General features: G+C 62.4%; 12 protein-coding genes. 7 read left to right on the top strand and 5 right to left on the bottom strand.

Going from position 1 to position 14,050, the window contains the following annotated elements; translation table 11 throughout:
- Positions 1-36 precede the first annotated feature (36 nt).
- Positions 37-933 (bottom strand): SDR family oxidoreductase, encoded by an 897-nt coding sequence (locus tag PQQ95_RS23110; protein ID WP_408441095.1) that lies wholly within the window; start codon positions 931-933, stop codon positions 37-39.
- A 174-nt stretch (positions 934-1,107) separates the two neighbouring features.
- Here PQQ95_RS23110 and PQQ95_RS23105 point away from each other — a divergent pair, with 174 nt between their 5' ends.
- From PQQ95_RS23105 to PQQ95_RS23090, 4 genes are all read left to right on the top strand, one after another.
- Entirely contained in the window at positions 1,108-2,037 is a 930-nt protein-coding gene (locus PQQ95_RS23105) for an alpha/beta fold hydrolase (protein WP_408441092.1), read from the top strand.
- A gap of 104 nt (positions 2,038-2,141) precedes the next feature.
- Positions 2,142-2,927, top strand: coding sequence for an SDR family NAD(P)-dependent oxidoreductase (locus PQQ95_RS23100; RefSeq protein ID WP_408441090.1), 786 nt, complete (start codon positions 2,142-2,144; stop codon positions 2,925-2,927).
- A gap of 8 nt (positions 2,928-2,935) precedes the next feature.
- On the top strand, positions 2,936-3,328 hold the full coding sequence (locus tag PQQ95_RS23095; protein WP_408441087.1) for a nuclear transport factor 2 family protein: 393 nt from the start codon (positions 2,936-2,938) through the stop codon (positions 3,326-3,328).
- A gap of 17 nt (positions 3,329-3,345) precedes the next feature.
- The gene (locus PQQ95_RS23090; protein WP_408441085.1) at positions 3,346-3,867 is read left to right on the top strand and encodes an LbetaH domain-containing protein; all 522 of its coding nucleotides are present in this window, start codon (positions 3,346-3,348) and stop codon (positions 3,865-3,867) included.
- A 6-nt stretch (positions 3,868-3,873) separates the two neighbouring features.
- Here PQQ95_RS23090 and PQQ95_RS23085 read toward each other — a convergent pair whose 3' ends face one another.
- Positions 3,874-4,875: a helix-turn-helix transcriptional regulator gene (locus PQQ95_RS23085; protein WP_408441083.1), complete on the bottom strand. Its 1,002-nt coding sequence runs from the start codon at positions 4,873-4,875 to the stop codon at positions 3,874-3,876.
- 184 nt (positions 4,876-5,059) lie between these two features.
- Between PQQ95_RS23085 and PQQ95_RS23080 the strand changes: the two genes are divergently transcribed.
- From PQQ95_RS23080 to PQQ95_RS23070, 3 genes are all read left to right on the top strand, one after another.
- Positions 5,060-5,971 carry a helix-turn-helix domain-containing protein gene (locus tag PQQ95_RS23080; RefSeq protein ID WP_408441080.1) on the top strand — a complete coding sequence of 304 codons (912 nt, stop codon included), beginning with the start codon at positions 5,060-5,062 and terminating at the stop codon, positions 5,969-5,971.
- A 606-nt stretch (positions 5,972-6,577) separates the two neighbouring features.
- Entirely contained in the window at positions 6,578-7,003 is a 426-nt protein-coding gene (locus tag PQQ95_RS23075) for a DUF3830 family protein (RefSeq protein ID WP_120295817.1), read from the top strand.
- Between the two features lie 713 nt (positions 7,004-7,716).
- The gene (locus tag PQQ95_RS23070; RefSeq protein ID WP_408441076.1) at positions 7,717-10,518 is read left to right on the top strand and encodes a YadA-like family protein; all 2,802 of its coding nucleotides are present in this window, start codon (positions 7,717-7,719) and stop codon (positions 10,516-10,518) included.
- A gap of 98 nt (positions 10,519-10,616) precedes the next feature.
- Here PQQ95_RS23070 and PQQ95_RS23065 read toward each other — a convergent pair whose 3' ends face one another.
- The 3 genes from PQQ95_RS23065 to shiA all read right to left on the bottom strand — a co-directional run bounded on the left by PQQ95_RS23065 (position 10,617) and on the right by shiA (position 13,930).
- On the bottom strand, positions 10,617-10,745 hold the full coding sequence (locus tag PQQ95_RS23065) for an MFS transporter small subunit (protein ID WP_408441073.1): 129 nt from the start codon (positions 10,743-10,745) through the stop codon (positions 10,617-10,619).
- 10 nt (positions 10,746-10,755) lie between these two features.
- Positions 10,756-12,159 (bottom strand): L-lactate MFS transporter, encoded by a 1,404-nt coding sequence (locus PQQ95_RS23060; RefSeq protein WP_408441071.1) that lies wholly within the window; start codon positions 12,157-12,159, stop codon positions 10,756-10,758.
- A gap of 442 nt (positions 12,160-12,601) precedes the next feature.
- Positions 12,602-13,930 carry a shikimate transporter gene (gene shiA / locus PQQ95_RS23055; protein ID WP_408441069.1) on the bottom strand — a complete coding sequence of 443 codons (1,329 nt, stop codon included), beginning with the start codon at positions 13,928-13,930 and terminating at the stop codon, positions 12,602-12,604.
- Positions 13,931-14,050 lie beyond the last annotated feature (120 nt).

Genomic DNA, 14,050 nt, shown 5'->3' with positions numbered 1-14,050 from the left:
GCCCCAGGGACGCGAGGTGTGCGCGGGCGAATGCGTTCACGGCTTCGTGGCGAACGCCTTGTGCAGGTCGGTGGCGGCAAGAAAGGCGGGGACTTCGCCGCCTCCTTCGAGAATCAGATTGCTGCCCGAAGCATAGGCGGCGTGCGGCGAGGCGAGGAACAGGCACGCGGACGCGATATCGCCGGGTTTCGCGAGCCGGCCGGCGGGAATCGTCGCGGTGATGTTGTCGAGTGCGGTGGCGCTGTCCTGCGTGGAGGATCCTGTGTGGCCGCTGGTGGCGGCTTCGGTTTCGACAAGACTCGGACTCACTGCGCACACGCGAACCTTGGGCGCCCATTCCACCGCGAGCGAGCGCACCGCGTTCAGCAGACCGGCTTTCGCCGCGCCATAGGCTGCCGTTCCCGGTGACGCCCGCAAACCACTCACGCTGCCGATGAACAGCAGGACACCGCCTTCCGGCTGCTGTTGCATCAGCGCATTCGCACGTTGCGCGATTTGCAGCGGCGCCAGCAGGTTCAGGCGGATAACGGCTTCGGTGAAACGCGGTGAGGCCTGCGCGGCGAGCGCGAACGGCGCGCCGCCCGCATTGCTGACGAGCACGTCGAGCCGGCCGGTTTCGCGTTCGATCTGCGCGAGCATGGCGTCGATTGCGTCGATGTCGCGCACGTCCGCGGCGATGAAGCGCGGGGCATTCTCAGGACGACCCGCGGGCGGACGATCATGCGGACCCTTGTGCGAATCTTCGCGCGGATTGGCATGCGGATCGTTATGCAAGCCCGCCTGCGAACTCGCAGAAGCATTCGCGGGCGGCGTGCGTCCACACACGTACACCGTGGCGCCTGCATCGCTGAACGCTTGCGCGATTGCCGCGCCGATTCCTTTGGTGCCGCCCGTCACCAGCACTACCTTGCCGCTGAAATCGAACCCTGTCATTGCTGCTGTCTCCCACTGTTCATGTCGGGCCGATGGTAGGAGAAATGCGGCGCGGCCTCGTAGTCCGAAAAGACGATGCCCCGCCAGGGATTCGAAGGGATGATGTTTTCGCTGGCGACCCTCACACAATCTGCCGTGCCGAAGAGCGCGGCGCGAGAAAGGAGACACGCGCGCATGAATGCAACGCCCACCGAGTCCCAACACACCGACGCGCACGACAAAGCGCGCGCCGACGCGCACGATAACGCGCGCCCTAAATCCGGCAGCGCGCCGTCAGCCCTGCAGGCGCCCACGGGCATTTTCACCGAGGTTCCCGGCGGCCTGACACTGCATCACTTCGAAGCCGGCAGCGGCGCGCCCGTTGTGTTCATCCACGGCAGCGGCCCAGGCGCCAGCGGCTTCAGCAACTTCAAACACAATTACCCGCAGTTCGCCGCGGCCGGCCATCGCGCGATCGTGGTCGATCTGCCGGGCTATGGCGCGTCGTCGAAGCCCGCGGACGTGAACTACACGCTCGATTTCTTCGTGAGCGCATTGCGCGCGCAGCTCACCGCGAACGGCATCGGCCGGGCGACGCTGCTCGGCAATTCGCTCGGCGGCGCGATTGCGTTGCAATACGCACTCGACTATCCGGACGATGTCGACAGCCTGATCATGATGGCGCCGGGTGGGGTCGAGGAGCGCGAGACCTACTTCAAAATGGAGGGCATCCAGAAGATGGTGGCGCTCTTCACGAACCGCCAGATGAATCGTCTGACGATGCGGCAATTGCTCGAACTGCTGGTGTTCGATCGCAGCCTCGTTACCGATGCGCTGGTCGAAGAACGTCTCGCCGTGTGCGAACAACAGCCGCCGGAAGTACTGTCGACGATGCGCGTGCCCAACCTGACGGACCGGCTCGGCGAACTCGCGTGTCCGGTGCTGGGTTTCTGGGGCACCGACGACCGCTTCAATCCGGCTAGCGGCGCGATGCGTTTTCTCGAGCACTGTGCCGACGCGCGCTTTGTCCTGATGAATCGCTGCGGGCACTGGGTGATGGTCGAGCACCGGCGGTATTTCAATCGCGAATGTCTGGAATTTCTCGCGGAACGGCGCGCTGCTTGAGGCATGCTTCGAATGCGGCGTGACCGGCCTGGCTGACGTGGCCGATCTGGCGACCTCAGGGCGATGCGCTGCAGACACCCCAACTACAACATGACGGAGACGGTATGACATTTCCCCATCAACTGTTCGACATGAGCGGCAAAGTGACCGCCATTACCGGCGGCGCGCGCGGCATCGGTGCGCAGACGGCACGCACGCTGGCGGCAGCGGGCTCGGCGATCGCGGTGCTCGACGTGCTGACGGAACCGGGCGAGCAACTGGTTGCCGAGATCAACGAGTCGGGCGGCCGCGCCGCGTTCTGGAAGATGGACGTCACGCAGGAAGATAGCGTGCAGCGCGTGTTCGGCGAAATCGCCACGCGCTTTGGACGGCTCGACGCGCTGGTGAACAACGCCGGTATCGAAGGCGCGAATCTGCCCACGCATGAAATGACACTGCAGCAATGGCAGAAAGTCATCGACGTCAATGTGACGGGCGTGTTCCTCTGCACCAAATACGCGATTCCGCACATGCTGACGGCGGGCGGCGGCTCGATCGTGAATCTGTCGTCGATGTATGGGCTGGTCGGCGGGCCGGATGTGCCCGCGTATCACGCATCGAAGGGCGCGGTGCGGCTGATGGCGAAGACCGAGGCGATGCTGTACGCCACGCAGAATATTCGCGCGAATTCCGTGCATCCTGGCTTTATCCGCACGCCGCTGCTGGAAGAAGCGTTCGAAAAGCTCGGTGACCCGGAGCAGATTTTCGAGCATATGAAAACGCTGGTGCCGCTTGCGAAGATCGGCGATCCGCAGGATATCGCGGCAGGGATTCTGTATCTGGTGTCGCCGGCCGGCCGCTATGTAACCGGCACGGAGCTGGTGATCGACGGCGGCTACACCGCGCGCTAGGAGCCGATATGAATACCAGCGAAAACATGAAGGCCCGTCTCGTCGACTATATCGAGGCGTTCAATGCGGCCGACACCGCACGCGTCGTCGCGCTGTTCGCCGACAACGCGAGCGTCGAGGACCCGGTCGGCACGCCCTTGAAAGAGGGCAGGAGCGAGATCGAAACGTTCTATACGTATGCGACCTCGATCGGCGCGCGGCTCGAGTTGATGGCGCCGCCGCGCGGTTCGCACGGCAATAGCGCGTCGATCAGCTTTCGCGTGCATATCACGGGGCAGGACGGCCGGCCCGCGTATATCGACGTGACTGACGTGATGGACTTCGACGCCGCCGGCAAGATTTTGCGCATGCGCGCGTACTGGGGTGTCGACGACTATCACATGCACGCAGACGCGAGCTGAATCGGGACGGCGGCGCGATGGCGCTTTACGAGTTCAACGGTAAGCGGCCGCGCGTCGATCCGTCGGCGTACATTCATCCGAGCGCGGTGCTGATCGGCGACGTGACGGTGGGCGCCTGCTGTTACATCGGCCCGCTTGCAAGCCTGCGGGGGGATTTCGGCGCGGTGGTGGTGGAGCGCGGCAGCAATGTGCAGGACAGTTGCGTGCTGCACACCGGTGTGGCGAATACTTGCCGGCTTGGCGTCGACAGTCATGTCGGCCACAGCGCGATCATTCACGGCGCGACACTCGAGCCGAACACGATGGTCGGCATGCATGCCGTCGTCATGGACGGCGTCGTGCTCGGCGCAGCGAGCATCGTGGCCGCGTGTGCGTTCATCAAGAAGGATTGGCGGGTGCCGGCGAGTGTGCTGGTGGCCGGGGTGCCCGGGCGCGTGGTGCGCGCCCTGAGCGAGGACGAGATCGTGGCGAAATCGTCCGGAACCCGGCTTTACCAGCAACTCGCGGCGGATTGCCTGCGCACCATGCGCAGCGTTTGAGGTCTCCTACGTCACATACCCCTGCGCCACATTGATCAGCTGCACGCGATTGCGCACGTTGAACAACTGCCGCAAGCGCCGCAGATGGTAGTCGACGTTATGCGGCGACAGCCCGAGGAAATAGGCAATCTCCTTGTCGCGCTGTCCCTGCACAACCGCCTTCAGCACCGCATGCTGCAATTCGCTCAGCGCGACTCGCTGCTGCTGCTCGGGTGCGATCCCGATCACGCTTTTTGCGTGCGTCCAGATGAATTCGTGGATCGTGTGCGCGAACATCAGCGTTTCGGCCACGATCGATTCCGTCATCCAGCGCGGGTTGCCGATTTCCGAGTTGAAGCACAGGCTCGCGCTCAGCTCCGGCTCGGGCAGCGGCATCTGCGTGAGAATCCCGCTTTTGCGGCCCGTGGCCTCCAGCATGTCGATCAGTCCGCCGAGCCGCTCGCTGCGAATCTGCGCGCGCGGCAGGTCGGCGCGCATGTCGACGGTGTTCCAGAGGAACGGCATGCCGGTCGGCGACGCCAGCGCGACGCGCGGATCCAGCTCGAAATAACGCTCGCGGAAATAGCGCGTGAGCCATGTCTGCGACTCGTAGCTGGTCAGCACGAACATCGACTTGTGATGCGCGGTGGTGCGCGTGGCCGAATAGCTGAACGAGTCGAAGCCGAGTTGTTTGATGCGCCGCCGCACGAATTCGATGCGGTCTTGCGCACTGCCGAATCGCACCAGCGGACTGATCAGCGGCGTGGCGCGCCGTGCGGCGGGCGAGGGCGTGCCGATCTCCTCTTCTGTGAAGAGCGTCAGAAAACCAGTCGGCGAGATGCCTGACGCCATGCGGGTTGATGCCCTGGATGCTTCAGCCGCGTGGGCTGAATTCTCGAGTTGCCGCGTGCCGGCCGGGTAAGCCGGTTGTGCGGTAACCGCTGAGTTGTAAGCCGCCGACACGTGGCTGGCCTCGCCTTGCGGCGAGCCGGTCAGCCAATGCGGCAGCGTATCGCATTCGTGTTCCATGAAACGGTAGCTCCGGCGTTCGAAACGCGTGATAGACGACAACCTGGATGATTAACTATTTCCAAATATTACGGTAGCCGGTTCCTTGCTATCATTTTTGAGATCTTGCGCTGACCTCTAACCGGCGACGCGGGTACGGCAGGGTTTGCTCATGTGCATATAGGACCTCCTCGAAAGAGATGTGATGGCAAAAATTCCAAAGCTGACAACGACGCTTGCCTACGACCGCTACATGGCGGGCCAGAAACTGGTGTCGAGCGTGGATCGCCCGTGGCGGCACCTCGTGCTGCGCTCGTATCTCGAACCTGACGAGCAGGAACTGCTGGAAGCGCCCGGCCTGCAGGACGTCACGCTGATGACACTCGGCAGCGGCGCCGAACACCTCGAGCGCAACCTCGACGGACGCTGGGAAAGCGCCGACCTGCGGGTGGGCGACGTCTGGTTCGTGCCGCCCGTGCCGATCTCGTGGCGCTGGCGTTCGATCAGCGATGAGCCGCTGTCGACCGTTCATTTGCACCTGGAGCGCAGCCTGATCGACAGCGTTGCCGACCAGATGGGGCTGGGCGGCTCACGCGAGCTCTCGCTGGGCAACGCGATGCAGTTTCACGATCCACTGATCGCCGCGATGCTCGGCGCATTGCATCGCGCCGCGGGCGACCCTGCCGATTCGCGGCTGTATGTCGACGCGCTGGCTCACGCGCTCGCCGCTCATCTGTTGCAACACTACTCGCGTGGCCGTCATGCCGAGGCCGGCCTGCAGCCGCATCCCGAGCGATGGGTGCCACGCCGCATTCGCCGTGTAACCGATTACATTCGGGCCAATCTTGCCGCCGATCTGGCCATCAGCGAACTCGCCACGCAGGCCGGGCTAAGCAGCTTTCATTTTGCGCGTGTATTTCGCCGCGAGACCGGTGAAACGCCTCATCAGTTCGTCACGCGCTTGCGGCTCGAGGAAGCCGCGCGACTCTTGCGTGCCACCGATCAGCCCGTGCTGCAAATCGCGCTTGCGGTTGGTTTCGAGAACGCCAGTCATTTCTCCGTGCAGTTCAAGCGTGGCTACGGCGTAACGCCGCTTGCCTACCGGCTGCGCGGCTGAGCGTCGGGTTGCGTGGCTGGATCGTGCGGGCGGCTCGCCAACATGCGATGCCCGAGCGGCATGCCGACGGTTGACGGCATGCGGGATTCGTCGGCCGCGACACGCTATGCTGCGGTGTGGCGCGGGCGTACCCGGCTGCCGCGTGGCACAGTGTATCGAGGCCGGCGGCGGTGGGTTATCGAGGGCAAAGTTCGATGAATCGCCGAAAGCGGCAATCACGCAGTTTTCGCAGTTTGCTGCGCATTGCGCGGCTTGCAAACTACGAACTTTCGTGGCGGGATTGGGGAGGGACCTGGCATGCGTGGGCCTTGGTGCTGTTCCGGCCAATTTTGAAGCCGCGAGATTCGACAGGCAGTGACGTATGAAACTGCCTGCAACCATTGCGCCTGCTGGGCCAGGGCGGTGCGCGGCGGGGTGCCGCGCGCAGGTGTTGGCCGGTGTGGCGCACGCTAGCCATTGATACTGGTCCAACTGGCCTGACCAGTCGGGCGCTAACTGTATCTGTCGAAGCATTGCATCGGCCGACAGAATATTGTGCCTGCGGCTTGGCCCTAGCCAGCGTCTGACCGACCTTTCCACTCAACCCGTCATACCGGATATCTAGCGATGACCCGACTTCGAATCACCTCCTGCGGCCACGTCTTTACCGCCGAAACTCATCCTGACGCGCCGCAAACCGTGGCTGCGTTTCTGAAGCTTCTGCCGTACCGTCAGAAGATCATCCACGTGCGCTGGAGCGGCGAGGGCTGCTGGGTTCCGCTCGGCGACTTCAAACTCGAAAACGACGGCGCGGCAGTCGGCTTCGAAAATCACACGAGCCATCCGTCGGTTGGCGACATCCTGTTCTATCCCGGCGGTTACAGCGAAACGGAGATCATTCTCGCGTATGGCTCGTGCTGCTTCGCCAGCAAGATGGGCCAGCTTGCCGGCAATCACTTCCTGACCATCGTTGAAGGGAAGGAGAAGCTGCGCGAACTCGGCACCAAGGTGCTGTGGGAAGGCGCACAGGATGTGCTGTTCGAGAAGATCTGACGCGACGGCCTGGTGTTTGCGTGGTTTGCTGGAGCGCGTCCTGACCTGTTTGATTTTCCCTGCATGAATCGAACGCAATGGAGGCGCCCGGAGCGGGCTGCCCACCTGACTCTATAGAGTGCCGGGCAGCGAGGTCCTTCCGTCCTGCAGCGCTGCGAAGGGACGACCTTCGAAATTACGTTTCCGATGCGGCTCGTCGATGAGTCGTGTCTAGTTCGGCGAGCGGCATCAGGCCGCCCGCTGACTTTTCTCTTCCCGGTGCCCATGTGACGCACGGTGTCATGTCGTGAGCTCAATTCCCGTCCTCCTGGTTTAAGAAGCGTTAAGAGCACGTCTTAACTTCACCTAAAAATATCGCGATTGATTTAAGACGTTTGGCACTTTGCGTCTTAATCGGGGTATATCGATTGTGCTTATTTAAGCTAAAAGATTGCTTTTAGGAGTTTTCGTATTCGCTATTTTGTAAGCGGAGGGCAAACTATGGCTTCGCGTTTGTTAGCCAAGTGAAGCGCGATGCATTCTTAAGTTTTCGACGTTTGAGTGACCTGGGTACGGCCGTCTTTTCATTGGTTGGCGGCAAACCAGTGGCGTCGCGTTTGTCGGTTAATCAAAAGCGCGCTGCGTTCTTAAGTTTCTTGGCGTTCGAGTTAAATACTTAGGATGTCTTAGGAAGAATCTTGGTTATTAAATTTCGATAAAAATGATTGGGAGGAATGTTGAATAAGACTTACAGGACCGTTTGGAATAGAACAACTCGCACGTACATCGCCGCATCTGAGGTGGCGAAGGGGCGTGGCGCGCAAGACGCGTCGGCATGCGGGGCGCTGGTGGCCGTCGGCGCAGGGTTATTGGGCGCGCTGGCGTTTTCGCTGCCGGCGGCTGCGGCAGAGTGTGGAGCAAGCAATGGAAACTGCTCAGCGATGGATGAAGCATTGCATCGCGCCACCACGCTGAGCAGCAGCCTGCCGGAGAAATCGCTCAACACGATCATGAACGCACCTGCCGGGTCGGATGCATCGGGCCTGCTGGCTATGCTTTCCTCGCAGCGTGCAGCCACGGCGAATAGTCCGAAACTGTTAGCGGCTGGAGCAGGTGATTCGGACGACGATACGCCTGTCACCCAGTACATTGCCGTCAGTCCGGTCATTACACCAGGTTTGACCACAACAGCGTTATATGGGGAGAACGCCATGGCGGTCGGCGTCGGAGCGACATCCATAGGTAACGGTTCGCTGGCGGTCGGGGCAAGCTCAGGGGCAGCACGGGATGCTGCTACCGCAGTGGGGTCAGGGGCGGGGGCGTTGGCGGTAAATTCAACGGTAGTGGGTGCCGGCGCGACAACCAATAGTTTCGCGGACAATGGCGTGGCAATCGGCTATCTGGCGAAAGTACAGAATGCTAACGCGTTGGCTATCGGCACGGACGTGCAGACCAACGCGGAAGACTCCATTGCGGCAGGCAGCCGCGCGTTTATACCGACGACGGCTACCAAGGCGATTGCTTTTGGCTCGGGCGCCACTGCGAGCGCCGCAGGTTCCGTGGCGCTGGGCGCAGATTCGATGGCCGACCGGTCTAATGTGGTTTCCGTTGGCAGCGACGTCTCGCAACGTCAGATCATCAATGTCGCTGCCGGTACCCAGGGCAATGACGCTGTCAACATCTCGCAGTTGAAAGGCGCGATGGCTGCGCTGGGTGGCGGTGCGGCCGTCGCCACGGACGGAACGATCACGAAACCAGCGTACACAGTCGGACATGGCACCTATAACGATGTCGGCGCGGCGTTGTCCGCTCTGGCCGTCAGCGGTGAGATAGCGAGTGCGGACGCGGTTCAGTACGATTCGACCTCGCATGACGCGGTGACCTTGGGCAACACCGGTACGCCGGTGCGGATCACCAACGTGCGCGCCGGGGCACTGTCCGCCGACAGTGCCGACGCCGTGAACGGTTCGCAACTGTTCGCGACCAATCAGGCGGTCGCGGCCAATACCGACAACATCACGAACCTCGATCAGCGCGTCACGAACAACACCACCCAGATCACGAACCTCGACGCCCGCACCACGACGATCGAAGGGGACGTGAGCAACATCACGAATCAGATCACGAATGGCGAGATCGGGCTTGTCCAGCAGGATCAGACGTCGCGCAATCTCACGGTCGCCAAAGACCTCGACGGCGCCAGCGTCGACTTCACCGGCACCGGCGGCGCGCGCGAACTGACGGGCATCGCGGCGGGCACCACGGATACGTCCGCGGTCAACCTCGGCCAGCTCAAACCCGCGGTGGCTGCACTCGGCGGTGGCGCGCAGATCAATGCCGACGGTTCCTTGACCGGTCCCACTTATCACATGCAGGGCGGCACGCAAAGCAATGTCGGCGATGCGCTCGGCTCGCTCGACAACGAGCTCACCACGCTGCAGCAGAGTATGCAGACCGGCGGCATCGGCATCGTCACGCAAGATCCGGTTTCGCGCGTCATCAACATCGGCGCTGCGACGGACGGCGGTCTGATCAACGTGGCCGGCACGGCGGGCAATCGTGTCGTCACCGGTGTGGCGTCCGGTGCGGTCAACGCCGCAAGCACGGACGCGATCAACGGTTCGCAACTCTATGCGCATGCGGCAAGTACTGCGGTGGCGCTCGGCGGCGGCTCGACGGTCAATCCGGACGGCTCGGTGACGGCGCCGTCTTATAGCGTGGGTGGCACGGTCGTGAACAATGTCGGTAGCGCGATCAGCAATCTGGATGGCCGCGTGACCCAGAACACCAGTGACATTGCCGGATTGCAAACCACGATCACCAACATCAGCGGGTCGGTGGCGAATGCGGTTCAGTACGACAGTTCCGCGCACGACAAGGTCACGCTCGGCGGCACGGCGGCCAACGCGCCGAAGGTCACGCTCACCAACCTCCAGGATGGCGAAGTATCGGCCACCAGCACCGACGCGGTCACCGGCGCGCAACTCTGGAACACCAATCAGCAGATCGGAGACCTCGGCCAGGCGGTGAAGAATACTCAGGTCACCGGTAGCTCTTATGTCGCCGTCAACAGTTCAGGGAATGCGGCGCAGGCGATCGGCAACGGTACCGTGGCGATTGGCGGTGGCGCCCAGGCGAGTGCGCCGAACTCGGTCGCCATCGGCGAAGGTTCGGTTGCCGATGTGTCGAACACGGTTTCGGTCGGTTCGGCTGGCAACGAGCGCCGCATCACCAACGTCGCGCCCGGGCAGGCGCCAACCGACGCCGTGAACATGCAGCAGTTCCAGGGCGGCATGAACGAAATCGCACGCAATGCGTATTCGGGCACGGCAGCGGCGCTTGCATTCACCGCGGTTCCTGAGGTGGATGCGAACAAGAACCTCGCGATCGGTGTCGGGACAGCCGGCTATAAGGGCTATCAGGCGGTCGCGGTCGGTTTGTCGGCGTGGGTTACGCAGAGCATCAAGGTGAAGCTCGGGGCTGGCATCAGTTCGGCCACGACGACAGTCACCGCCGGTGCGGCGTACCAGTGGTAGCCAGCGAAGGAGGGTAGGAGAGCGCGCCGTCGCGCGCGCATCGACAATTGTTTCTCACACACCCCGCACGTTCGATTGTGTGGGGTGTGGCACAGCACTTACTTGAACAGCTTCATCGCTTGCGTGAGCGTGTTGATCACGCCCCATGCCAGCGGCAGCATCACATACAACCAGAAGACGGCGAGCTTGACCTTGTTGGTCGGATGAACGGCTTGAACGGTCGACATGCGAGTCTCCTTAGGCGCCTTTGGCGAGTTGTGCGTCAGTCATGTGGTGCTTGTCGTCCACACGCTTGATCAGCAGGTTGCAGACGAAGCCGATCACCAGCAGCACAACCATGATGTGGACCGTCATCGTGTAGGCATCCGCCTTGGCCACGCCGTGCGCCACTTCATATGCACGGATGTAGTTCACCAGCACCGGACCCGCGACACCGGCTGCAGCCCAGGCGGTCAGCAGCCGGCCGTGAATGCCGCCGACGAAGGCCGTGCCGAACATGTCCGCGAGGTACGCGGGCACCGTTGCGAAGCCGCCGCCGTACATCGACAGAATCACGCAGTACGCCAGCACGAACAGGGCGATCTGGCCGGAGGCGGCGAAGCCGGGCACGAGGTAGTACAGCACGGCGCCGAGTGCGAAGAAAATGAAGTAGGTGTTCTTGCGACCGATCCAGTCCGACGCCGAGGCCCACACGAAACGGCCGCCCATGTTGAACAGCGAGAGCAGACCGACGAAGCCAGCCGCCGCAGCCGCCGTCACGGTGTTCTTGAAGCTCTCCTGAATCATCACCGAGGCCTGGCCGAGAATGCCGATGCCGGCCGTCACATTGAGGAACAGCACCAGCCAGATCAGATAGAACTGCGGCGTTTTCAAGGCCTGATCGATGTGCACGTGGTTGCGCGAAATCATCTTCTTCTGGCTGGTCGCGGGCGGCGTCCAGCCGGCCGGTTTCCAGTCTGCCGGCGGCACGCGAATCGCGAGGGCGCCGATCGACATCGAGATGAAATACGCAATGCCGAGCACGACGAAAGTCTCGGCCACGCCGATGCTGGTCGCGCTGCGGAAGTGGTTCATCAAGGCCACCGACAACGGCGCGGCAATCATCGCGCCGCCGCCGAAGCCCATGATCGCCATGCCGGTCGCCATGCCGCGGCGGTCCGGAAACCAGCGGATCAACGTCGATACCGGCGACACGTAACCGAGGCCGAGTCCGATCCCGCCGATCACGCCGTAGCCAAGATAGAGCAGCACGATCTGGTGCAGATACACACCGAGCGCGGAAACCAGGAAGCCGCCGCCGAAGCAGCAGGCGGCGGTGAACATCGTGCGTCGCGGGCCGACATGTTCGAGCCACTTGCCGGCAAACGCCGCCGACAACCCCAGGAACACGATTGCCAGCGAAAAGATCCAGCCGAGCGACGTCAGCGACCAGTCGTCAGCGGCGGATTGCGTAATGCCGATGACTTTGGTGAGCGGTCCATTGAACACGGAGAAGGCATACGCCTGACCGATACAGAGGTGAACGGCGAGGGCTGCGGGTGGAACCATCCAGCGCGAAAACCCCGGTTTCGCAACGGTGGCCTGTTTGGAAAAGAATGGGGCAGAGCCTGAATTACCGCTCGGCTCGGTGATGCTGCTCATGGTCGGTCTCCGGTGACGAATTCTTTGTTATCGGCGTTTCATACAGACTGCTTTAACGTCGCGGCGTAAAAATTGCTGGTTCATACGACGTCAATATATGTATTTGTATTTCATATGAAGAGCAAAAAACGGACATAAAGCCCGCTTCGTCGAACGATAGGGCGTGAACCTGGCGTTTGCAATATGAGATGTAAATGCATAAGGCATTAGCCTGGTGAAATACGACCGTAATCTATTGAATTGCGGCAATGCGGCACGAATGCCAGGAATGAACTACCGAGGGCAGGGAAATTCGCGTTCGGAATCGGCAAAAAACGGAGGGCTGAGGAAGGGGGCGGCCAGGTGCTGCTACTCGCGAGAAGTCGAGCATTCGTTAAAAAACCAACGGGCCGGTCCTGGCATCTTCGCCAGGCCGGCCCGTCGTCATCCTCATTGGCAAGAATCAATCGACCGTGCGCCCCGTTTTCATCTTCGCTGCCACGAGCACCGAGATCAGACAGCCGATCGCCAGATAGGCCGCCACCGGATGCCACGAGCCGCCGGCAAAGCTGACCAGCGCCACCGCGATAAACGGCGTGAAGCCGCCGCCCACCACGCTCGCCACTTGGTAACCGACGCCCGCGCCGCTGTAGCGATACTCGGTGCCGAACAGTTCGGTGAACATCGGCTGCTGCACGCTCACCACCATGTCGTGGGCGACGTTGGCGAGCATCACCGCGAAGATCACGATCCACACCGTCGAGCGGGCTTCGAGCGCGAGGAAGAACGGCACCGCGCTGAGCATGCCGACCAGCGCACCGATGATATATACGCGCCGGCGGCCGAAACGGTCCGCAAGCCACGCGAAGCAAGGAATCGTCACGCAGCTCACCGCGCCGACCAGCAGACCGATCGTGAGGAAGAACTCACGCGGCATGTGCAGATTCGCCGTCGAGTAGTTCAGCGCGAAGGCCGTCACGATATACATCGTGAACAACTCGGCAAGGCGCAGCGCGATGATCAGCAGGAAAGCCTTGGGGTGCTTCAGCAAGGCCTCGACGATCGGCAGCCGCACGCTGCGTTCGCCCCGTTCGCCGACCTTCTCGACGAACTCCTTCGACTCTTCCATGCTCGAGCGGATCCACAGCGCGATCAGCACCAGCACCACACTGAACAGGAAGGGCAGGCGCCAGCCCCAGCTCAGGAACGACGCGTTGTCCATCGAGCGGCTGATGATCGCGACCAATCCGGTTGAGAGCACCAGACCCACGCCGTAGCCGACCTGCACGCCGCTGCTGTAGAACGCCTTCTTCTTCTCCGGTGCGCTTTCGACCGCCATCAAGGCTGCGCCGCCCCATTCGCCGCCGACCGCGAAGCCCTGGATCGCGCGCAACGTGACGAGCAGCACGGGCGCCCACCAGCCGATGCTGGAGAAGGCCGGCAGCAGGCCGATTGCCGCGGTGGAGAGGCCCATCATCATCACCGTGAGGACCAGCATGCGCTTGCGTCCAAGGCGGTCGCCGTAGTGGCCGAACACGAAGCCGCCGAGCGGCCGGAACAGAAAGCCGACGCCGAAGGTCGCGAATGCGGCGAGCGTGCCCATCGCCGGGCTGACTTTCGGGAAGAACTCGGCATTGAAGACGAGCGCGGCGACGATGCCATACAGCAGAAAGTCATACCAGTCGACCACGGCGCCGACGAAACTGCCGAGCGCGGCTTTGCGCGCCTGGCTGCGCGCCGCGCGGTTGTCGGCGATGGCCGTTTTCGGCGCTCCCGGGAGGGTGGTACTCATAACGATGTCTCCTTCGAATTCTCAGGGTGCTGTCTGGAAGCGCGCGGCAGAGGCGGAACGGGGAAGCTGCGGGCTCATCACAGGATTCACGAAGGTTAATGATGCGAAGCGGTTCCTACA

The sequence above is a fragment of the Paraburkholderia caffeinilytica genome (genome assembly GCF_046030355.1).
In the GTDB taxonomy this organism is placed as follows: domain Bacteria; phylum Pseudomonadota; class Gammaproteobacteria; order Burkholderiales; family Burkholderiaceae; genus Paraburkholderia; species Paraburkholderia caffeinilytica_B.
This window is presented reverse-complemented; position numbering and strand designations above follow the sequence as displayed.

Excerpts from the sequence above, each read along its gene's own strand:
- PQQ95_RS23080 (WP_408441080.1), top strand. The coding sequence starts at position 5,060 with ATGGCAAAAATTCCAAAGCTGACAACGACGCTTGCCTACGACCGCTAC.
- PQQ95_RS23110 (WP_408441095.1), bottom strand. The coding sequence starts at position 933 with ATGACAGGGTTCGATTTCAGCGGCAAGGTAGTGCTGGTGACGGGCGGC.
- shiA (WP_408441069.1), bottom strand. The coding sequence starts at position 13,930 with ATGAGTACCACCCTCCCGGGAGCGCCGAAAACGGCCATCGCCGACAAC.
- PQQ95_RS23065 (WP_408441073.1), bottom strand. The coding sequence starts at position 10,745 with ATGTCGACCGTTCAAGCCGTTCATCCGACCAACAAGGTCAAGCTCGCC.
- PQQ95_RS23105 (WP_408441092.1), top strand. The coding sequence starts at position 1,108 with ATGAATGCAACGCCCACCGAGTCCCAACACACCGACGCGCACGACAAA.
- PQQ95_RS23085 (WP_408441083.1), bottom strand. The coding sequence starts at position 4,875 with ATGGAACACGAATGCGATACGCTGCCGCATTGGCTGACCGGCTCGCCG.
- PQQ95_RS23090 (WP_408441085.1), top strand. The coding sequence starts at position 3,346 with ATGGCGCTTTACGAGTTCAACGGTAAGCGGCCGCGCGTCGATCCGTCG.
- PQQ95_RS23060 (WP_408441071.1), bottom strand. The coding sequence starts at position 12,159 with ATGAGCAGCATCACCGAGCCGAGCGGTAATTCAGGCTCTGCCCCATTC.
- PQQ95_RS23075 (WP_120295817.1), top strand. The coding sequence starts at position 6,578 with ATGACCCGACTTCGAATCACCTCCTGCGGCCACGTCTTTACCGCCGAA.
- PQQ95_RS23070 (WP_408441076.1), top strand. The coding sequence starts at position 7,717 with ATGTTGAATAAGACTTACAGGACCGTTTGGAATAGAACAACTCGCACG.
- PQQ95_RS23100 (WP_408441090.1), top strand. The coding sequence starts at position 2,142 with ATGACATTTCCCCATCAACTGTTCGACATGAGCGGCAAAGTGACCGCC.
- PQQ95_RS23095 (WP_408441087.1), top strand. The coding sequence starts at position 2,936 with ATGAATACCAGCGAAAACATGAAGGCCCGTCTCGTCGACTATATCGAG.